At 38.6% G+C, this 19,736-nt stretch carries 17 protein-coding genes; 5 read left to right on the forward strand and 12 right to left on the reverse strand.

Annotated elements, in window-relative coordinates:
* Window positions 1–531: 531 nt before the first annotated feature.
* Together fba and PLEUR7319_RS0112945 are read right to left on the reverse strand one after the other, a co-directional pair.
* A complete protein-coding gene (gene fba / locus PLEUR7319_RS0112940; RefSeq protein WP_026102485.1) occupies window positions 532–1,611 on the reverse strand; it encodes a class II fructose-bisphosphate aldolase in 1,080 nt (359 codons plus the stop codon).
* Window positions 1,612–1,814: 203 nt separating this feature from the next.
* Window positions 1,815–2,519: a Crp/Fnr family transcriptional regulator gene (locus tag PLEUR7319_RS0112945; protein ID WP_019505655.1), complete on the reverse strand. Its 705-nt coding sequence runs from the start codon at window positions 2,517–2,519 to the stop codon at window positions 1,815–1,817.
* 403 nt (window positions 2,520–2,922) lie between these two features.
* Here PLEUR7319_RS0112945 and PLEUR7319_RS42655 point away from each other — a divergent pair, with 403 nt between their 5' ends.
* Window positions 2,923–3,570, forward strand: coding sequence for a hypothetical protein (locus PLEUR7319_RS42655; RefSeq protein WP_144054298.1), 648 nt, complete (start codon window positions 2,923–2,925; stop codon window positions 3,568–3,570).
* 158 nt (window positions 3,571–3,728) lie between these two features.
* On the opposite strand, the gene PLEUR7319_RS0112955 is transcribed toward PLEUR7319_RS42655, so the two are convergent.
* The 5 genes from PLEUR7319_RS0112955 to PLEUR7319_RS0112975 all read right to left on the reverse strand — a co-directional run bounded on the left by PLEUR7319_RS0112955 (window position 3,729) and on the right by PLEUR7319_RS0112975 (window position 9,227).
* Window positions 3,729–4,727 (reverse strand): carbohydrate kinase, encoded by a 999-nt coding sequence (locus tag PLEUR7319_RS0112955; protein WP_019505657.1) that lies wholly within the window; start codon window positions 4,725–4,727, stop codon window positions 3,729–3,731.
* 142 nt (window positions 4,728–4,869) lie between these two features.
* Window positions 4,870–5,319: a YlqD family protein gene (locus PLEUR7319_RS0112960; RefSeq protein ID WP_019505658.1), complete on the reverse strand. Its 450-nt coding sequence runs from the start codon at window positions 5,317–5,319 to the stop codon at window positions 4,870–4,872.
* Window positions 5,320–5,489: 170 nt separating this feature from the next.
* A complete protein-coding gene (locus PLEUR7319_RS0112965) occupies window positions 5,490–7,418 on the reverse strand; it encodes a long-chain fatty acid--CoA ligase (RefSeq protein ID WP_019505659.1) in 1,929 nt (642 codons plus the stop codon).
* Between the two features lie 239 nt (window positions 7,419–7,657).
* On the reverse strand, window positions 7,658–8,434 hold the full coding sequence (locus PLEUR7319_RS0112970) for a helix-turn-helix domain-containing protein (RefSeq protein ID WP_019505660.1): 777 nt from the start codon (window positions 8,432–8,434) through the stop codon (window positions 7,658–7,660).
* On the reverse strand, window positions 8,427–9,227 hold the full coding sequence (locus PLEUR7319_RS0112975) for a pseudouridine synthase (protein WP_019505661.1): 801 nt from the start codon (window positions 9,225–9,227) through the stop codon (window positions 8,427–8,429). Before PLEUR7319_RS0112975 ends, PLEUR7319_RS0112970 begins: the two co-directional genes overlap by 8 nt.
* Window positions 9,228–9,408: 181 nt before the next feature.
* On the opposite strand from PLEUR7319_RS0112975, the gene PLEUR7319_RS0112980 reads away from it, so the two are divergent.
* Window positions 9,409–10,098 (forward strand): DUF2993 domain-containing protein, encoded by a 690-nt coding sequence (locus PLEUR7319_RS0112980; RefSeq protein ID WP_019505662.1) that lies wholly within the window; start codon window positions 9,409–9,411, stop codon window positions 10,096–10,098.
* A gap of 238 nt (window positions 10,099–10,336) precedes the next feature.
* Here PLEUR7319_RS0112980 and PLEUR7319_RS0112985 read toward each other — a convergent pair whose 3' ends face one another.
* Entirely contained in the window at window positions 10,337–11,554 is a 1,218-nt protein-coding gene (locus PLEUR7319_RS0112985; protein WP_019505663.1) for a CCA tRNA nucleotidyltransferase, read from the reverse strand.
* An 85-nt stretch (window positions 11,555–11,639) separates the two neighbouring features.
* Between PLEUR7319_RS0112985 and PLEUR7319_RS0112990 the strand changes: the two genes are divergently transcribed.
* Window positions 11,640–11,888: a Ycf34 family protein gene (locus PLEUR7319_RS0112990; protein WP_019505664.1), complete on the forward strand. Its 249-nt coding sequence runs from the start codon at window positions 11,640–11,642 to the stop codon at window positions 11,886–11,888.
* Between the two features lie 97 nt (window positions 11,889–11,985).
* The gene (locus PLEUR7319_RS0112995) at window positions 11,986–12,615 is read left to right on the forward strand and encodes a DedA family protein (RefSeq protein WP_019505665.1); all 630 of its coding nucleotides are present in this window, start codon (window positions 11,986–11,988) and stop codon (window positions 12,613–12,615) included.
* Between the two features lie 59 nt (window positions 12,616–12,674).
* On the opposite strand, the gene carB is transcribed toward PLEUR7319_RS0112995, so the two are convergent.
* A complete protein-coding gene (gene carB / locus PLEUR7319_RS0113000) occupies window positions 12,675–15,926 on the reverse strand; it encodes a carbamoyl-phosphate synthase large subunit (RefSeq protein ID WP_019505666.1) in 3,252 nt (1,083 codons plus the stop codon).
* A 443-nt stretch (window positions 15,927–16,369) separates the two neighbouring features.
* Between carB and PLEUR7319_RS43495 the strand changes: the two genes are divergently transcribed.
* Window positions 16,370–16,480 carry a hypothetical protein gene (locus tag PLEUR7319_RS43495; protein ID WP_019505667.1) on the forward strand — a complete coding sequence of 37 codons (111 nt, stop codon included), beginning with the start codon at window positions 16,370–16,372 and terminating at the stop codon, window positions 16,478–16,480.
* A gap of 137 nt (window positions 16,481–16,617) precedes the next feature.
* On the opposite strand, the gene PLEUR7319_RS0113010 is transcribed toward PLEUR7319_RS43495, so the two are convergent.
* The 3 genes from PLEUR7319_RS0113010 to PLEUR7319_RS0113015 all read right to left on the reverse strand — a co-directional run bounded on the left by PLEUR7319_RS0113010 (window position 16,618) and on the right by PLEUR7319_RS0113015 (window position 19,675).
* Window positions 16,618–17,748 carry a WecB/TagA/CpsF family glycosyltransferase gene (locus tag PLEUR7319_RS0113010; protein WP_019505668.1) on the reverse strand — a complete coding sequence of 377 codons (1,131 nt, stop codon included), beginning with the start codon at window positions 17,746–17,748 and terminating at the stop codon, window positions 16,618–16,620.
* Between the two features lie 439 nt (window positions 17,749–18,187).
* Window positions 18,188–18,331, reverse strand: coding sequence for a hypothetical protein (locus tag PLEUR7319_RS42660; RefSeq protein ID WP_237743568.1), 144 nt, complete (start codon window positions 18,329–18,331; stop codon window positions 18,188–18,190).
* Window positions 18,332–18,583: 252 nt separating this feature from the next.
* Window positions 18,584–19,675 (reverse strand): inositol-3-phosphate synthase, encoded by a 1,092-nt coding sequence (locus PLEUR7319_RS0113015; protein WP_019505669.1) that lies wholly within the window; start codon window positions 19,673–19,675, stop codon window positions 18,584–18,586.
* Between the last annotated feature and the right edge of the window lie 61 nt (window positions 19,676–19,736).

Here is a 19,736-nt window from a genome sequence, read left to right on the forward strand (position 1 = left end):
TAACCAGGAGTTGCCATATTAGATTAGAGAAGAAAAAATAATTAATTATTTTATAGCTTTATATTATTCAGATGTCTTCAGTATTATTAACTGTAAAAATCAACTGGAGTTAGAATTAAATCTTCTGTTAACTGAAAAGAGTGAAACTAACAACTTAGCGATCGCTACTATAGCCGTACAAAGTTACGTTAAGACAAGTTTATTTGATTGCTCGTAAGTAATGAGTAACGAGTAATGAGTGTCCTAATAAAAGTTCGTATTGCTATAAACTAAAAACCTTCACAACTGGAGTTCGGAGTCGTGAAGGTTTTGAGAAGTTATACCGTTTTAAATTTAAAAGACAACAGATCGTTTGTGTAGGGGCGCATGGCAATGCGCCCTTACGATCAATGTGTAGTCAAAGCTATTCAATTTGGTATTAATTTAGTCTATTTCGGTAGCCTAAAAAAAACGAGTAGTTTATAGCAACCACTCATTTAATCTGAGATTATTAATCTGAGATTATATTTAAATTATCAACTGCTCAAGGTTTTAGACAGAAACTGCTTTCTTCGAGCTAGTAGACAATTCACCTTTAGCATATTTAGCAGCGAAATCATCCAAGGAAACCTGCTTGATTTTACCAGCATTGCCAGCAGTACCAAAAGCTTCATAGCGTCTAAGACATACAGTTTTCATGTATGCGATAGAAGGCTTCAAGAAATGGCGGGGGTCAAAGTTAGAAGGATCTTTAGCCGCTGCCTCACGAATAGCAGCAGTGATTGCCAAGCGATTGTCAGTATCGATGTTGACTTTACGAACACCACTCTTGATACCTTTTTGGATTTCTTCTACTGGTACACCATAAGTTTCAGGAATTTTACCACCGTTCGCATTAATGATATCAATCCATTCTTGAGGCACAGAGGAAGAGCCGTGCATTACCAAGTGAACATTGGGTAAACGACGGTGAATCTCTTCAATTCTGCTGATGGCTAAAATTTCACCTGTAGGCTTGCGAGTAAATTTATAAGCGCCGTGGCTAGTACCAATAGCTACTGCTAAAGCATCAACTTGAGTACGTTCTACAAATTCGACTGCTTCATCGGGATCGGTTAGTAGTTGGTCTTTACTTAACGTACCTTCAAAACCATGCCCATCTTCTGCTTCACCTTGTCCAGTCTCTAGAGAACCTAAACAACCAAGTTCACCTTCAACACTAGCTCCAACAGAATGAGCTACTTTAACTACTTCAGCTGTTACATTAACGTTATATTCAAAACTAGCAGGGGTTTTGGCATCTGCTTCTAAAGAACCATCCATCATAACGCTAGTAAAACCATTGCGTATGGCAGAATAGCACGTTGCAGGACTATTACCATGGTCTTGGTGCATAGCAATCGGAATATGAGGATAGCTTTCTGCTGCTGCTAAAACTAGGTGGCGTAGAAAATTTTCTCCTGCATATTTACGTGCGCCGCGAGAAGCCTGAAGAATCACGGGGCTATCTGCCTCATTAGCAGCTTCCATAATGGAGATAATTTGCTCCATATTGTTAACGTTGTATGCTGGGATACCATAATCATTTTCGGCAGCGTGCTCTAAAAGCAGACGCATGGGTACGAGCGCCATATATATTCTCCTTGATTTATAGTCTTGTCAAATAGTAAGTTTTTAAGAAAGTTAAACTTCTTACTTGTCAATCTTAAGATATTTTTTACATCTCGACTCAATTAATTTGCTATTTCTGTCTAATATTCTAATAATGATTGGGCTTTTTAATAAGTTTTGAGGACAAAAATGAATTTTTGAGAAAAATAAAGTTTCGGGAAAAATCATAGCTTTTGATTATTCTTGAGCAGATGAATATCTTGAATGCAGATGGAATTGTCTTCCTTAATCGAGATAACCCCCTGACGACGTAATTTACCCATTAATCTGGTTACTGTAACTCTAGTTGAGCCGATCGCACTACCGATTTGAGCATGTGTGAGGGTGTAAGGTAAGCAGTAACCCTGCTTGTCGCTGTCGCCGAACTCTTCAATCAGTAAGCTCAAAAAACTTGTCAGGCGGTCTATAGTTCTTCTTTGACCCAAAGCACTAAGCCACAGAAGCTTCCGTTGATGTTGATAGCGAAAAGCCTCATAGATTTCCAGGCGAAAATCAGGCCAATCCTCTAAGTCATTCCAATAAAGCCAAACTACATGAGTGTGATCTAGATGGGCATAAGCTTGAAGACCAAAAGAGGACTGAGACACAATTTCAAATGGTTTACCAGCATCAACGAAGCCCAAAAAAGCTTCTTCAATTTGTTCGGGGGAATCTGGTTCCGATATTAATTTGGTTTCAGGGTGATTTTGAGCTTCTCCAACCAAACGGACTAACCCCTGATTAACGAGGTAGATTAATTGTGGACGAGCGGGAATTTGTTCGTCTTTGCGAAAAATGCGATCGCGATAATGTGTTTGTGCCCAGTCAATAATATTTTGCCAGGTCAAACCAGAGCGAGATGCCTCGGACGAGTTATCAGAAAATTGCATATTTTAGAGGCAAAATAGGATACCGATGCATATTTGATTTTACATGGATAACAATGTATCAAAAAATACTTTTTTCGATAAGTTTTTTAAACTTCGATTTACTGAAGAAAAATCAACTATTTCTATCAAGAATTTATTAAAAAGAGATTTACTCCAATCTGTTGATGTATATCGACAACAAAAAAATCTCAATCTCGATCTTGAGTTTATTTATACTATCCTTGAGCGCAAAATCATTCTTTTACATTCTTCTCGGAGGAAATTGTCATCGAAAAACAAGAGTCACCCAGTTTTATCTAAATTACAATTGGCACCAATTATATATAGTTGTTCTATTGCTTTTTTTTTAACTCGATACTCTTCCTTATCATCACAAATAATTGCTAAAAATTTGGTAAGTTTGTTGGCTTTAAATGAGAATCATACTACTTCAGAATCTAATCTCCAATTGCTGATTGAGATAGCTGAACCTGGTTGGATCAATTTCTATTTGGAGTCCACTGCTATAGCTAAATGGTTAGAGAAATTACCGAGCTTACTGGAAACATTGTCAGCAAAAGATTACAGTGGTACCGCAACTTGGACGATGGATAATAAACTACCCAAAAACGCCCCAAATTATTTTCCTCTGCAGTATATCCATGCTCGGTATTGTTCTTTATTGTGTTTGGGAGCCAGAGAAAAATTAATCACTCTCCAAAATGATGATTTTCACAAAGTAGTTTGGCATTTAGAGCAACCCAAATCAATATCTTGGTTAGATAAAGCAGAAAATTTATGGCTAACTCATGCAGCAGAATATGACTTGTTACGTCAGTTACTGATAGTCACCGACTCTTTTGCCGGTGAAATAACAAACTGGTATAAGTTGGCTCTTAATTTAAGCGAAACGATGACTATTTTCGAGGCTGAATGTCGCTTTTTAGGAGATATTAAACGTACCATGCCACAAAAAGCGATCGCCCGTTTAGGGTTAATTGCCTTAGCTCAATATTGGCTACAGAGAATACTAGTTGAGAAATTGAATATTGCCGCACCGGCAGAATTATAAAACTCTTAGCTATACATCATAATTAGTCAACTAGTCAACAAAAATTGACAAACCCAAATACCTTGATTAGAATTGCTAGCGTGTGAGGAGAGAACAAAATTAGAGAGTCAGGACGAAACACGGCAAGTCTCTGACTCTCTTAATATTTTGATGATTTTCTAACACAAATTTTGTTGTAGGAAAGATGCAACTTCGGCAGAACTAGGTTGAGCAGCGATCGCACCAGGTTTAGTAGTAGTTAGTCCCCCGACTGCACAGGCATATCGAATAATCTCCTGAGCCAATTGAGGATCTTGCAGCTTTTGCGTACTATGCTGACATAATTGGTGAATCAAGCCAGCTAAAAAAGCATCCCCCGCACCAGTAGTATCTTTTACCGACACTTTCATCGGCTCAACTGTGCCTTCATTATCGCTCAGACAGTAGCTAACTTGAGCATCACCGTTACTGACAATAACTCCCTCAACAGAACCAAGACGGTAAGAAATTGCTCCTGCATCGGTAGTATCAAACAGCCACTGGGCTTCTTCCTCTGCTAACTTGAGAAAATCTACATACTGCCACAGCTGATTAATTAGTGGTAAGACTTCCTCCTCATTGCGCCAAAACATCGGTCGCCAGTTGACATCCAGAACTATCTTCAGATGATATTCGTCAGCTAGCTCTAGAGCTCGAAAAACGGCTGCTCTACTTTGAGGATAGGCTAGCTCTAGAGTTCCCAAAACTAAATACTCGGCTTCTAAAAATAATTCTGGAGGTAGATGTTGAGCTTGAAGATAAGCATCTGCAAATTGATCTGCTCTCTTATCGCCAAAACCGGCGAAAGTGCGATCTCCGCTGATGCTCCGGGTGACATATACTTGCCTGGTGGGAACTTGGCTATTGTATTGTATGCCAGCAATATTGACTCCGACAGATTGTAGTAGTTGAACTAGTTCATGACCTCGAACATCTTTGCCTACACAGCCAATAAACGCCGAGGAAGTTCCTAGCTTAACTAAAGCACAGGCAACATTGGCAGGTGCTCCTCCTGGATAGGGAGTCCAAGATGTAATTTCCGATGCAGACTTTCCCAATTCATTAGCGAGACAATCAAACAACACCTCCCCCAAACAAATAACTCTGGCAGGGGGTTGGGCGATCGCTTTAGTATTCAATTTGTTTCCTCAATCCATACCAACTTTCTTTGCTATTTTTCAGGTTATCGTTTCCTGAAAACAATAGTATTTAGAAAGGTTTAAGTTTTTTACAGTCTGCACTTGTATATTTATTGAGGAAAGTAACGTTTTGCTGCTAAATCTAAAGTTCCCCACGAATTTCCTCGACTACTCCATCTCGCAAAACAACTTCTACATTTAGTTTTTTGACTAAGTTATCTCCTTTTTCCAATCGAAAGAAGCTTTCCATTTGAGCTTGAATAACTTCATTATTTAGCTCTAATAACTGTATTTGTTGCAGCTGCTGTAACAATTGATTTTTCTTTTCCAGCATTTCGGCTTTTTTTTGACTTACCTGCCCTTGGATATTTTCAGTTTGTTTTTTTACCTGTGGGCCAGCGGGGTCTTTTGCCTGTTTAGTAATCTCTTCAATGGTTCTTTTTCCTTGCATTTCTAGCTGCTGCATTTGCTTATCGATCTGAGCAACCTGTTTTTGAAGTTGTTGAGACACTTCTTCTTTCCATTGAGCCGTAACAATGGCCTTAACAGTTACTGGACGTTTTAAAAGCAAGCTAGCGTTTGAGTAATCCATGATCTCGGCTCCTTCATTAATTCTAGGGTCTAATTGCAGCTTAAAAATTACAAGCTATTTCTAGTCAGACTAGATTACTTCCTGAATTTTTAATCTTTTTAGTTTTAGCTTAAAAAACTGATTTTGGAAGAAAAATATTTGACTTTAAAAAATTAAATAGTCTCCAGCTTTCAGTCAGCGAACATTTCCTTAATTAGATTTTGATACTTTTCTCTAACTATCGGACGCTTAATTTTGAAAGTTTGGGTCATCATACCATTAGCCTGGGAGAAGGGTTGCGGGATCAGACGAAAGTTAGTAATACGGTCATCTGCACGGTAGCCAGGACGGTTTTTCACTTCACGATTTAACTCATCACGATATAAATCGGCAATCGCTTTATGATTAAGACTACTCTGGGCGATTTCTTCGGGAGAGCTATCTTGACTGGGTAGCTTAAGATCGAGATTTTGCTCTGTAATCCACAGTTGCAAGGTTTCTAAGTTAGGAACAATTAATGCCCCAAGAGATCGCTGATCTTGCCCTACCAACATCATTTGGTCAATATATATACTTCGGACACAAGCATCTTCAATGGGCTGAGGTTCAATATTTTCCCCATTGGTTAACACAATCGTATCTTTAGCTCGTCCTGTCAGCACTAAATCATTTTCAGGCGTAACAAAACCCAAGTCCCCACTATCAAACCAACCTTCGGGATCAATTGCCTTGGCTGTAGCTTCAGGATTTTTATAGTAGCCCTGCATCACCTGAGTACCTCGGATTAAGACTAATCCTCGTTGTCCCTGGGGAAGTTCTTGGCGGGTTTGGGGATCGACAATTTTAATTTCGGTTTCTGGTAAAGGTTGACCTGCCGAACCTCGAATATTGTGCTTAGGTGTGCGAGCATTAGTGATGGGTGAAGTTTCAGTTAGTCCATAGCCAACAAAGACGTCAACGCCGATGGTTTCATAAAAATCATCGAGATACTTAGCTAGAGAACCACCGCCACTGCAAACTGCCTTGATATTGCCTACTCCCTCACGAATTTTACGATATACCAATTTATCTGCTAGGGCATGGAGAGGATAAAGACTTCCTGCTTTTAAGTCGGCTAGCGATCGCTGTATCGAAGAAGCATCAAAATGTTCTAGGCTAGTATCATTAGCAATCCGTTTTGCCATGATGTAGCGTTCTGACTGCTTGAGAAACAACTTCACTAACTTTTGTTGGGACTCAGATTGTTCACCCAACAGCTTTTGCACTCCATCATAAAGAGATTCCCAGAGGCGAGGCACACCAACCATGTAAGTAGGTCGGAATTCTTTCAAATCCTGTTTAAAAAAACGAATATTAGTATAAATTTGAGTACCACCGTGGGCTAAGAAAAAATATTCCGCAGCTCGTTCGTAGGAATGCCAACTAGGGAGAATCGAAAGTAAAACATCCCCCGGCTCAGGTTGAAAGACAGTTTTAACGTAATTTACTTGATGTAAGAGATTACCATGACTTAACATCACTCCTTTTGGTCGCCCCGTAGTCCCAGAAGTATAAAGTAATGTTGCCAGGGTATCTTTATACTGCTGAACTGGCTGCAATGAATTATTAGCACCTAATTCCATCAATTGTGGAAAATTAATAGTTTTAATAGACTGTTCTTCAGCAGGTACTTCATCACTCAAGAGAACAATCAGTTGAATGGGCAAATCTGCTAATTGAGGATCTAATTTAGCTAAAGTTTTTAAATTTTCAACTACAAGACTGGTACTATCGCTATGCTCCAAAATGTAGGCTAGTTCTTGCTGCTCAGCTCCCGAAGAACGTACCACATCTACCCCTCCAGCAGTCATAATTCCTTGATCGGCAATAAACCAACGAGGACTATTATCGGCAAACAGAGCAACTTTATCTTGGGGCTTGATCCCTAAAATTTGTAATCCAGCAGCAAATTGTTGAATTTGAGTCAATAAATCTTGATAAGTAATTACTACTTCTGGTTTAGCGTGGGGATCTTTTAAAGCAATGGTATCACCAAACTTATCGGCAGCGATCTGCCACACTTCAGGTAGTGACTCAAGAGTAATATAGTCAAAAGTAATCGCTTGAGATGCTGTATTCATAATTATTTTACCTACCTATTTTCCCCAAGAATAAGTAAATGATAATCAGTTATACAGCAATACTCCACTACTAAGTGGGCAATTTAATATTTGTCATCCAGTCAAACCTAGAAAACATTCCCTAAAATTCGATGGCTGATAGCTGAAAGCTGAGAGCTAAAAACCGATTGACCAACAGCGTAGTATCTCAACTTATAAAAAATACCCAATTTTTTTAGCTTAGAGCTTAGAGCTTAGAGCTAATTGACCGTATAGGTAATTTCTTCAACTTCGCCTGGTGCGCCTAAAATCTTTTGCTGTTCATTATTAAAACTGATTACTACCCCTCCTGCGTTTCCTGCCCGAATTGTCACCTGTTTTTCACCTGTCCATTGACGCTGAGTACCTTTGGGGAGAGTCCCCTCAAAAGCCAGTTTCCCGTCAACCATAACTTTTAACCAGCAACGCTCTTGTAAATTAATTCCTACTATTACTGACTCAGAATTATTGGATTGAGAAACAAATTGGGGAGCCGATTCTGGCTGTTTTATTTGCGCAGTAGCTTCAGATTCCTGTACCTCAGAATTAGCAGTGGGATTTTCCTCGGGTACTTGATTGATAATTACGGGAGATTCTACTAGAGAGGTAATGATCTTGACTGAAACAACTATTAGCAAAATATATAGCAAGTAAAGATGAAGCGATCTTAATTGAAAATTAAGCCAATATCGGCGTTCAGTGTGGGATTTTGTAGTTTTTTCTGTCGCTTCAGTATCTTTAGAAGATTGGAAAATAAATTCGATTCCTGTTGCACCAATCTCTTGAGCAAATTTTGCTACTAATGCTCGAATATAAAATGGTTCTGGTAATTCCTCGCTATTTCCCGATTCTATGGCTTTTAGTAGACGTTTAGTAATCCGGGTATTAGCTGATACTGTATCCAGAGAAATATTTTTAGCAGTACGAACCTGATTTAGTTTAAGACCTATTTCTACGAGCTGTTGTTGTTGAGCAGAATTTAAATTTTTATTATTCATAAACTGCGTCCCCAGGTTGTGCAGCTAATTTAAAGGGTTTTAGATTAAAAGAGTTTTTGAGAAAGTTAATTTCCTTTTGCTCCAAATGTCTATAGTTGCCCTGGGGAAGTTCCAACTTGTTCATAGAATTTAAAGTTATCGAACCAATTGCTGTACGATGCAGCTTCAGAACTTGATAACCCAGCCTTTGGGCCACACGACGTATTTGCCGATTTCTACCTTCAGTCAAAACTATTTCTATCGTCGTAGATTTAGTAGATTTATTAGTCTGAACTCTTCTAATTTTGGCAGGTAAAGTTTTTCTTTGGTCTAACATGACTCCTTGGCGCCACACAGTCAAATCTTTTTTAGATGGTGGACGATCTAATTCCACCAAATATGTTTTGGGTAAATGGTAACGGGGATGAGTTAAGCCAAGAGTTAAGTCACCATCATTTGTCAAAATTAAAGCACCACTAGAAGAAAAATCAAGTCTACCCACAGGATGAATTCCTGTTCCTTGTCTGAGGTTTTTAGGTAATAGATCGATTACAGTAGAGCGATTTTGGGGATCGGAACAGGTAGAAACCACCTCTGGAGGCTTGTTTAACAGTAAATAGATAGATTGAGGACGATTAGATGCTTTAATTTCTTTATCATCTATATGCAGAACATCTACACGTAAATCGACTTTGTCTCCCAAACTAGCTGTTTGACCGTTAATCAGAACTCTTCCTGCTAAAATCATTTTTTCCGCTTTTCGTCGAGAAGCAATACCCCATTGAGATAAAACTTTTTGGACTCTTTCCGTCATCGAGAGATTTTCCTACCAGCAATGTAAATACTAATCTTACATAAAAGACTTAGCAAATCTCCCAAAGTTATTAGCTTATTCATATTCTGCCCAAAAAAAATGATAAAGTATCAGTCGACCAGAGAAAATTGTTATCTATTCCTAACTCAATATTCCATCAGCGTAATTTGTAATATATCTGGTGATTAATAAGTTACTATCAACCGCAATCAAATTTTATTTGCGATCGCAGGTAACAAAAGCAGAAGATTTGCAAGTAAAAATTGTGGGCAAAAATCGTCAAATTCTTCAGGGCTATATCCCTCAAGTGCTTTTATGTTGTAATCGTGCAGTCTATCAAGGACTTTTCTTACGCCAAATTGAAATTCACGGTATTAATATTAATTTTAATTTACCCGAAGTACTAAAAAAGAAACCGTTCAAACTCTTAGAGCCTATTATTGTAGACATTAAATTAGGATTGGATGCGGCGGATTTACAAGCTTCTTTGGATTCTCCTTTACTTCAAAGTGGACTAAGTGATCTTTGGCAAATTATTTTAGCTGCACAGCTAACAGACGCTAGAACGGAAAAAATAGTTGATTCAGTAATTGAGTGGCACAGTATTGCGATCGCTTCTGAAACTTTAAATCTAAGGGGAACATATCAAGATACAACGGGTAAAGTCAGAGAAATCAATTTATCCACAGGAATAGGGTTGACTAATGACCATACTCTTGATTTATCTCCTCTTAAAATTACTAGTGAATCAGTTAGTTCTGAATTAGGAGAACAATTAGAAATTGAATTGGGAACAGATGTCGCTATTGAACAATTAGTTATTGAATCAGAGCAAATGCTATGTTCTGGAAAAATAACGATTAATAGTTAAACTGTTTTACAGATAGCTATCAGCCAAAATCTACAGGCTGAAGTGACGGATATGTTAGATCAGTTGATATTTTTAGTAAAACAGTTGTTTTTGCAGTTTATACACAAGGTGACGCTGGTACAACTTATTTTTTGTTCAAGACGAAATTGACTGGTAAATCTAAGGGATTTTTCCAGGGCAACTATAACTGCAATTTAGCCAATAAGGGATCAAAATAATTTGGTCAAGAAATCAATAATTATCTTGATTCAAGTATAAAGACAGCAAAGTCTATTGCTTGTTGTGGTGTGGAGATCTTTGATTCGATCTGAGCAATTTGAATTTCGGTGAGCAATGTGCCAATCACTGGAGATGGCTTTAGGTTTAATTTATGAATTAAGTCGTGACCTGTAACCAAAGGCTGAGGATGGGCAACTTGATCTGTAGGGTCAAGATAACGTTCAATCAAGGGATTGAAAATATCTTCTGCTACTCCTGTTGCGATCGCTCTAACGATTAATAATGGAAAAACGTCTTTAACTTCTAAGAACCAAAAATATTGCGATCGCAAACTCATCATGTTATTCATGGCTTGCAATTGCGGTAGATGTTTGACTGTTTTGGTTACTGCTTTAATTTGAGCGCGAGAGTATTTGAGTTGAGTTAACTCGGTTTCTGCCAAAGTAGGTTCTGAAGCGACTAAGGTTGCTAACTTGGCTAAGATGGATAAATTTGCCAGTTTCAAACCCGAATTGAGACAAAATTCCAGAGCATCTTCTACTGCTTCTAACTGCTCAATTTTCTCTTGATTAATATGGGGCAGCCAAAACTGTAATAAACCACACTCAATTGCTTCCACTAGCCATTTATTACTTTGCGGTGCAGCAAAAATATAATTTAACTCTGCTTGAACTCTCTCAGCAGCAATTGTTTTTAATAAAAACGCGCGATCGCTAATGGCTTTTCTGGTCTGATCTTCAATCGTGAAATTTAGTTGAGCTGCCTGTCTAAATGCTCTGAGTAATCTTAAAGGATCTTCTTCCAAGTTGGCTGCAGAAACCATGCGTAAGATCCCCTGCTTGAGATCGGCTAATCCTCCCAAAGGATCTACAAGTTGTTGTGATTGGATATTATAGGCGATCGCATTGATTGTAAAGTCTCTTCTTTGAAGATCTGTTTCCAGGCTTCCCCCTTCTTGGAGAGCCAGGTCTAGAGTTCCCTGGGGAAAAACGACCCTAGCAATCTCCCGCTCCCGATCTAAAATTACAAACCCAGCTTGATAGAGCTTAGCCATTTTTTGAGCTGTTGCAATGGCTTTTTCGGGTAAAACAAAATCTAAATCTACAGGAATTTTGTAACGTTGCAATAAAGCATCGCGCACCGAGCCACCGACTAAATAAGCTGAGGTTGGCAAATTATTTACATCGCAGGGAAAATCTACAGCAGCCAAATATGATTTTATTTCTTCAACAGCCATTTAAATTTATATAAATTAATTTTTCAATCAGGTTGCCGTCTAAGCTAGATTAACAATTAAAGCATGAAGCCTAGCGAGAAAAACTATGTGTATTTGCATTAACTGTAGTTATGTCGATCGTTGCGAAACATACAATGCAGTGGAAACCCAGCATCAACAACCTCATTTAACTGAAAATCCAACTTTTGAACCAGTTGAACCCACAATTAACGTCAATATCCGCACCCAAGGCGAGACTATTGAAATGGAATGGGATGTAGTTGGCTGTCAAAGTTTTGTCGAGGAAATGGGTAGATGGTCAAAACTACGCCCTGGTGAAGCTGTTCCAACTTAATACAATAACTACAGATTTATCTTTAGTGTAATAATTGACACCTCTGCCCAATTCACGTCAAGATAAGAGAGAACATTAATGTTTGTTAAGCCATTGAATGTCACTTGAGCTGTTTACTTTAGATACTTTGCAAGAAGTCGCTCGCCTCTACGGTTACTGGGCGGTCTTCGTAGGAATTGCCTTGGAAAATACCGGGATTCCCTTACCTGGAGAAACCATTGTGATAGTTGGTGGTTTTTTAGCAGGTAGTGGTGAATTAAACTACGGACTAGTTTTGGCTACAGCGATCGCTGGTGCCGTTTTAGGCGATAGTTTTGGTTACTGGATTGGTAGAACTGGAGGCTGGCAGCTTTTAGTAAGAATTGGACGGATTTTTCGGATTCAAGAGCAACAGTTAGAACAGGCTAAAGACCGCTACAGTGAGAACGCGGTCAAAGCAGTGTTTTTTGGTCGTTTTATTACTATCTTAAGAATTTTTGCAGGTCCTCTGGCTGGCATTACCCGAATGCCCTATAAGCAGTTTTTACTATGTAATTTTGGTGGAGCAGCTGTCTGGGCAACTACGATTGTTAGCCTGTCTTATTTCTTGGGTAAAGTTGTTGCTTTAGAGCAAATTGTTAGTTGGGTTGCTCAAGTTGGAGTAGGTGCCTTGCTACTAGTAATTGCGGTAGTATTGACTCCTATTCTTTGGGAATATGGACAAAAGAAACTGCTCCAAAAAGATTAGTCCAAACTCTAGTCGGGCGAACTGCCCTTCGCCCCTACGAACGCCGAACTCTAATTAAATCATTGAAGATATTCTTGCAGTGCTTTAACTTCTAAAGGTTCAGATTGCAATGAACGAATTGCTGCTACGGTAGCTTTGGCTCCAGCGATCGTCGTAATAATCGGCAGTTTATAATCTAGTGCCATCCGTCGAATTAATTGAGCATCTGTTTGGGATTCTTCTCCAGTGGGAGTATTGATAATTAATTGAATTTCATTGTTTTTGATAGAGTCTACTACATGAGGTCGACCTTCATGGAGTTTGAGTATTAGATCTACATCTTGAATGCCATTAGCTTGTAAGGCTTTTTGCGTTCCCGCAGTAGCAATTATTTTGAAGCCTAAATCAATAAAGTCTTGCACTACAGGTACGATTGCTTGCTTATCTCGTTCATTCATCGAGACAAACACTGTACCTGACAAGGCTAAATTTACCCCTGCACCAATTTCAGCTTTAGCAAAGGCTTTCCCGAAATCGTTATCAATTCCCATTACTTCGCCTGTAGAACGCATTTCTGGTCCTAAGAGCGTGTCCGTGTTGGTGAATTTATTAAAGGGTAAGACCGCCTCTTTTACCGCAATATGTTTGGGAATAGTTTCGCTAGTTACTCCTTGAGACTCTAAGCTTTCACCAGACATGACTAAAGACGCTACTTTAGCTAAGGGAACTCCAGTCGCTTTAGATACATAGGGAACGGTTCGAGACGCACGAGGATTAGCTTCAATGATAAATACCTGTTCTCCCTGAACAGCATACTGAATATTCATTAATCCCACTACCTTGAGGGCTTTAGCTAGTTTTTGCGTCCAGTCTCGGATTGTAGCGATCGCTGATTCTGGTAGAGAATTATAGGGAATAGAACAAGCAGAATCTCCTGAATGTATTCCCGCCTGTTCAATATGTTCCATAATGCCGCCAATGACTACCTTGCCACCTCGATCGCATAAAGCATCTACATCCACTTCGATCGCATTTTCGAGAAATTTATCAATCAAAATGGGATGATCTGGTTCTACCTGAACTGCATAGGTCATATAGTGTTTTAAATCGGCATCAGAATAGACGATTTCCATGGCTCGTCCCCCTAAAACATAAGAAGGACGTACTACTACAGGATAGGAAATACGATTGGCAATTTTTAGGGATTCTTCATAGCTACGGGCAATACCGTTAGGTGGCTGTCTAATATCTAATTCTCGTAGTATTTGCTCAAATCTTTCCCGATCTTCTGCTGCATCAATAGAATCGGGTGATGTCCCCCAAATTTTAGTAACTGGAGATTTACTTTTCTCCCCATCTTCTAAATAAGTTTGCAGAGGCACAGCTAATTTAAGAGGAGTTTGTCCGCCAAACTGGACGATAATCCCTGCGGGGTTTTCCGCTTCAATGATATTAAGCACATCTTCTTTCGTCAGAGGTTCAAAGTACAGGCGATCGCTGGTATCGTAATCCGTAGAAACAGTTTCGGGATTAGAGTTAACCATAATCGTTTCGTATCCTGCATCAGACAGAGCATAGGCAGCATGACAGCAACAATAGTCAAATTCAATTCCTTGCCCAATACGATTGGGACCCCCTCCCAAAATCATCACTTTAGGTTTATCTGAAGGAGTAATTTCGGACTCTCCTGCTTCGTAGGTGGAGTAGTAATAGGGAGTAAAGGCTTCAAATTCCGCTGCACAAGTATCTACTAATTTATAGACAGGTAAAATACCTAATTCTTGACGATAAGCCCTTACTTCGTCTTCAGTGGTTCTGGTGGCAAAGGCAATTTGGCGATCGCTATATCCCTGTTGCTTAACGTAGCGCATCTGTGACGATGAAATTTTATTGAGGGCAGTACCTTTAAGAAACTTCTCAGTCAGCAGTAGCTCTTGCATTTTATCTAAAAACCACATATCAATTGCCGTTAGCTCATGGATTTCCTCTGGAGTCATCCCTAGCTTTAACCCTTGATAAATACTGAAAACCCTTTCAGGATTGGGAGTCCTTAGACTAGAACGTACATGAGGGATCGAAGGCAAAGTTTCCTGGCGATCGCAACCAAAACCATAGCGACCAGTCTCAAGAGATCTCAGAGCTTTCTGGAAAGATTCGTTAAAAGTTCTGCCAATTGCCATCGCTTCGCCAACAGACTTCATCTGTGTGGTGAGTATTGGTTGGGTACCAGGAAATTTTTCAAAGGCAAAACGGGGAATTTTGGTCACAACGTAATCAATCGTGGGCTCAAAAGAAGCAGGGGTCTTTTGGGTAATGTCGTTAGGAATTTCATCTAGGGTATAGCCCACTGCTAATTTGGCAGCAAACTTGGCAATGGGAAAACCTGTGGCTTTAGAAGCTAGTGCCGAAGAACGAGAGACCCGAGGATTCATCTCAATCACAATCACTTCGCCATTAATCGGATTTACAGCAAACTGAATATTCGATCCCCCTGTTTCGACCCCAATCTCACGGATAATTGCCAGAGAATAATCCCGTAAACGCTGATATTCTTTATCGGTTAGAGTTTGGGCAGGAGCAACTGTAATCGAGTCTCCTGTATGAACCCCCATCGGATCAATATTTTCAATGGAACAGATAATCACGACATTATCTGCTAGATCTCGCATAACTTCTAGTTCGTATTCTTTCCAACCCAAAAGAGATTTATCAACTAGAATTTGACTAACAGGAGAAGCATCTAGACCTGCTGCCGAAATCTGCTCATATTCTTCTTGATTGTAGGCAATCCCTCCCCCTGTTCCTCCCAGCGTAAATGCAGGACGAATAATTAAGGGATAACTGCCAATTTCTAGAGCAATTTTTTTCGCTTCTTCTATGTTATTTGCAATACCCGAAGGACACATGGGAATTCCAATTTTCTCCATCGCCTCTTTGAATAGCAGACGATCTTCCGCTTTTTCTATAGCGGGTAACTTTGCTCCAATCAGTTCTACGCCATATTTAGCCAATACTCCACTTTTAGCTAAAGACACTGCCACATTTAAAGCAGTTTGCCCCCCCATAGTGGGTAACAAAGCGTCGGGCTGTTCCTGAATAATTACCTTCTCAACCATTTCAGGAGTTAAGGGTTCAATATAGGTGCGATTTGCCATTTCAGGATCGGTCATAATCGAAGCGGGATTGGAATTGACCAAAACAACTTCATATCCTTCTTCTCGTAAAGCTTTACAAGCCTGTGTTCCAGAATAGTCAAATTCACAGGCTTGTCCAATCACAATGGGACCCGAACCAAGAAGTAAGATTTTGCGGAGATCGTCGCGACGGGGCATATTACTCTGTCTTGTGCCTAACTTATACTGCTAGCGATTAATTGTATAGTTTCTTGCCCCCATTAACAGTAGTCGCCTTGTCTGGATTTGATAACTTAAGACGATTTTTAAGTTTGAATACAGATTTATGTTGTTGTAGTCTACATTAAGACATATTTATTGTTTGTCAGTCAAAAGCTAACCGTCAAAGCTTTATTTTTTTCTCATAATTTTCCCAACTAGGTTTTATTTTTTCATAATCACCTATATTTTCTCTACCCAATTACCTAGACAGAAACAAGTAATTAAGGCATTAGTAGCATATTTGGCTGGAAGATTTACTGGATACCAAATCTGAATTTTCTATTGCTATTTGTAACAATCCGCAGGGATCATTAATATTTGTTGATGATTGTTGACATAGTTGTTAGGTTGTGAATGTAAGTTCATAAGGAGGTTTAACTATGACTTTATCACCTGATGCGATCGCTTTGATTACGGTTCTTATACTCGGCTATCTATTAGCTGTCAGTATTGGAACTTGGGCTTATTTTGCCAATGAAAAAAACTATTAAACTTTTAGTCCCTTAAAAGTTTAATAGTTTGAAAGTGAGATGAAACTAATCTGCAGCTAGCTAGTTTGCCAAAATTTTAGCTAGCTGTTACTTAAAATATCTAATATTATAGCCATACTATTGAAGTGCAGTTAAATTTAATCATTTTGTAAATTAACAAACCAATTAACAGTTTTGGGATTAACCCAACCTTTCTGTATAACAATTTCACCAAATTTACGCTTAGTCAGAGATTGTTGTTGTATAGTTTCTGATATTTGTTCAAGGTTAAGTAAACCAGCACTATTTAAATAATCTCCCAGCCGCAGCTTATTAGCTTGATAAACTAACTGAGGTAAATAATTTACAAAGAAATTCACTGTTTCAGGCTTTAGTCGTCCTTGATTGATTAAAATTTCACCAAATCGATAATTATTATCTTTCTCTTGAATTTTTAATGCTTGTCTGATGTCTTGAGGCGAAAGTAAACCTGCCTGTTGTAAAATTTCCCCTAAAGGTAAATATTCTGTTTGCAAATGATGAGGAAATCTATATTGATTGATTTTCTGTTTGCTTACTAGCCATAACAAAGGTAGGCTATCAACTAAATATCTTTTCCAGAGTCGATTGGGTTCGGTAAAAAGTCGATATAGCCACTCCAAACCAATTTCGCTCATTATCTTGGGCGCTCGTTTCGTGGTTCCCGCTTCAAAGTCAATTGTGGCACCAATAGCTAAAAAAATTTTTATCTTGTGTAATCGTTGCCGATACTTTGCAATCCATTTTTCTTGTTTAGGTGCGCCAACTCCTACGGCCAAGACTGTCGCTTCAGAATGGTTAATGCGCTCAACAATTGCTTGGCATTCTGGTTCATTCTGTTCAAACCCAAATGAAGGGGAATAAGCACCCACAATAATATCTCGTCCCACTTTCTGATTAATATTAACTAATGCCTGTTGAGCAACGCCTTCTTTAGCACCTAAGAGAAAGATTCGAATATCTTCGTTATATTTGTTGTATTCATAAAAGGCAGGAAACAAATCTGAACCCGAAATCTTCTCTTTAATCGGATTTCCTAAAAGAAAAGAAATATATTGCAAAATTTTGCTGTCACAAACTCGATAATTGGAGTAATAATAAGCCTTTAATAATTCGCGATCGCTCTGTATTTGAACTAAGTGATCGACGTTTGGCGTAACAACAAAACCACCATTGTAATTCAAGTCTGTTAATAATTCATGGATAGTAATATTGTGAATTGATACATTTAAAAAATCAACTACATCCATTAGTTAATTTCTGCTTTTAAGCGTGATTGATTAAAAGTCAAGCTATTAATAATTAATAATCAAGTCAAGAAAATTATTACCTGAATAAAAGAATAATTCTTTTTACCTTACATTTTTAACTCTTGGTAAACTAGTTAACAATTATCTGTTTATTTCGTGATCTAGTTGACAATTAGATGTTTAATCAGACTATTAATTTTGTATGGCTACTTATAAATAATCAATGATGTATAAAACAAAAAAAGTTAGATTCATTAATAACATGAATTCTAATCGTTTTCCTTCTCATTTTCAACTTTTGGTAAACTAGTTAACAATTATGTGCTCAGTTGGTAAACTGGTTAACAATCATATGTTTAATATCGTTTTACTTTTTAGTTGAGACAAATAACTACGATCAACTTTGATGTTAGATATTTAAGTAGGTAGGCAGAATAATTTATAAAACCATACTATTAAGCTGTTCCCTGTTCCCTGTTCCCTTCTTACGAAGTTTGCTTATGCTTGCGGTATCCCTTTGGGACAAGCGGGGGAACCCCGCCACCGCAACTTCGCGCTGTTCCCTGTTCTCTTCCGTAGGCATTTTATATTTAATTACACTCACCTACTTAAAAACTGATAGCTGATAGCTAAAAAGGATGAATGATGTGTCTTAGCCAAAAACTTAAATCATATAAGAAGCCTATTGATTGAGTATAGCTACTTGTAATTAATCAATAATATATAAAACAAAAAGAAGTTAGATTCATCAATAAAATGAATTCTAACTTCTCTACTAAAATTGACGATTGATTAAAATCACCAACGTCAAACAAAATTCAAAAACCTATTGGGATTATTCGCTAATAAATGCTTCGGTCATTTGATAAGCTTCATCATCGGTAAACTGTTGAGGTGGGTGCTTCATAAAGTAAGCTGAAGGAGCGGTCAGAACACCACCGATACCACGATCTAAGCCCAACTTGCAACAACGAATAGCATCAATTACGACTCCTGCTGAATTTGGAGAATCTTCTACCGAGAGTCTCATTTCTAAATTCATCGGTACATCGCCAAATAATTTACCTTCAATACGTATAAAAGCAACTTTATTATCTTTTTGCCAAGGGACATAATCACTTGGTCCAACATGTATATCTTCGTCTTCTAAGCGTTTAGCAATAACTCCTTGTACCGCTTCGGTTTTTGATTCTTTTTTAGAATCTAAGCGAGAACGGTCAAGCATATTACGAAAATCAGTATTACCACCAGTATTCAATTGGTAGGTTCTCTCAACCTTAACACCGCGCTTTTTACAAAGATCGACTAAGGTACGGTGACTAATAGTTGCTCCAAACTGAGACTTGATGTCATCGCCGATAATCGGAATCTGATGATGTTTAAATTTATCTGCCCAGAGAGGCTGGCTAGCGATAAATACGGGGATGCAGTTGACAAAAGCTACTCCCGCATCCAAAGCGCACTCAGCATAAAACTCTACTGCTTCTTGGGAGCCTACAGGAAGATAGTTAACCAGAACTTCTGCACCTGATTTCTGGAGACTACTGACAATATCAGTCTTCGATTGTTCTGGGCGATCGCTGATAATAAAGGTATATTTGGCATCAGCACCATTCATATGTGGTGCCACTCCGTCTAGTACGGCTCCCATCTCTACCTGAACCCCTGTCTGGGGGACATGGTCGCAAAAAACCTTAGTACAGTTGGGAGGAGCGAAAATTGCCTCAGCAACATCTTTTCCTACCTTACGTTGGTCAATATCAAAAGCGGCAACTATCTGAAGATCGTAGGGTTTATAGCCTCCAATATCCCAATGCATTAAGCCGATCGCCTCTGATGCTTGTTTGCCTTTATAATATTCAATTCCCTGTATGAGAGAACTGGCACAGTTCCCCACACCTACTATTGCAATTTTTATACTCCCCACGATTTAACCTTACCTCCATTATTGGACTACATTATAGGGAAATCTTACAGTCATTGTTTAA

Origin of the sequence: Pleurocapsa sp. PCC 7319 (assembly GCF_000332195.1) — a bacterium.
Classification (GTDB): Bacteria; Cyanobacteriota; Cyanobacteriia; order Cyanobacteriales; family Xenococcaceae; genus Waterburya.

Excerpts from the sequence above, each read along its gene's own strand:
- fba (WP_026102485.1), bottom strand. The coding sequence starts at position 1,611 with ATGGCGCTCGTACCCATGCGTCTGCTTTTAGAGCACGCTGCCGAAAAT.
- PLEUR7319_RS0112945 (WP_019505655.1), bottom strand. The coding sequence starts at position 2,519 with ATGCAATTTTCTGATAACTCGTCCGAGGCATCTCGCTCTGGTTTGACC.
- PLEUR7319_RS0112960 (WP_019505658.1), bottom strand. The coding sequence starts at position 5,319 with ATGGATTACTCAAACGCTAGCTTGCTTTTAAAACGTCCAGTAACTGTT.
- PLEUR7319_RS0112965 (WP_019505659.1), bottom strand. The coding sequence starts at position 7,418 with ATGAATACAGCATCTCAAGCGATTACTTTTGACTATATTACTCTTGAG.
- PLEUR7319_RS0112970 (WP_019505660.1), bottom strand. The coding sequence starts at position 8,434 with ATGAATAATAAAAATTTAAATTCTGCTCAACAACAACAGCTCGTAGAA.
- PLEUR7319_RS0112975 (WP_019505661.1), bottom strand. The coding sequence starts at position 9,227 with ATGACGGAAAGAGTCCAAAAAGTTTTATCTCAATGGGGTATTGCTTCT.
- PLEUR7319_RS0112985 (WP_019505663.1), bottom strand. The coding sequence starts at position 11,554 with ATGGCTGTTGAAGAAATAAAATCATATTTGGCTGCTGTAGATTTTCCC.
- PLEUR7319_RS0112990 (WP_019505664.1), top strand. The coding sequence starts at position 11,640 with ATGTGTATTTGCATTAACTGTAGTTATGTCGATCGTTGCGAAACATAC.
- PLEUR7319_RS0112995 (WP_019505665.1), top strand. The coding sequence starts at position 11,986 with ATGTCACTTGAGCTGTTTACTTTAGATACTTTGCAAGAAGTCGCTCGC.
- carB (WP_019505666.1), bottom strand. The coding sequence starts at position 15,926 with ATGCCCCGTCGCGACGATCTCCGCAAAATCTTACTTCTTGGTTCGGGT.
- PLEUR7319_RS43495 (WP_019505667.1), top strand. The coding sequence starts at position 16,370 with ATGACTTTATCACCTGATGCGATCGCTTTGATTACGGTTCTTATACTC.
- PLEUR7319_RS0113010 (WP_019505668.1), bottom strand. The coding sequence starts at position 17,748 with ATGGATGTAGTTGATTTTTTAAATGTATCAATTCACAATATTACTATC.
- PLEUR7319_RS42660 (WP_237743568.1), bottom strand. The coding sequence starts at position 18,331 with ATGCCTACGGAAGAGAACAGGGAACAGCGCGAAGTTGCGGTGGCGGGG.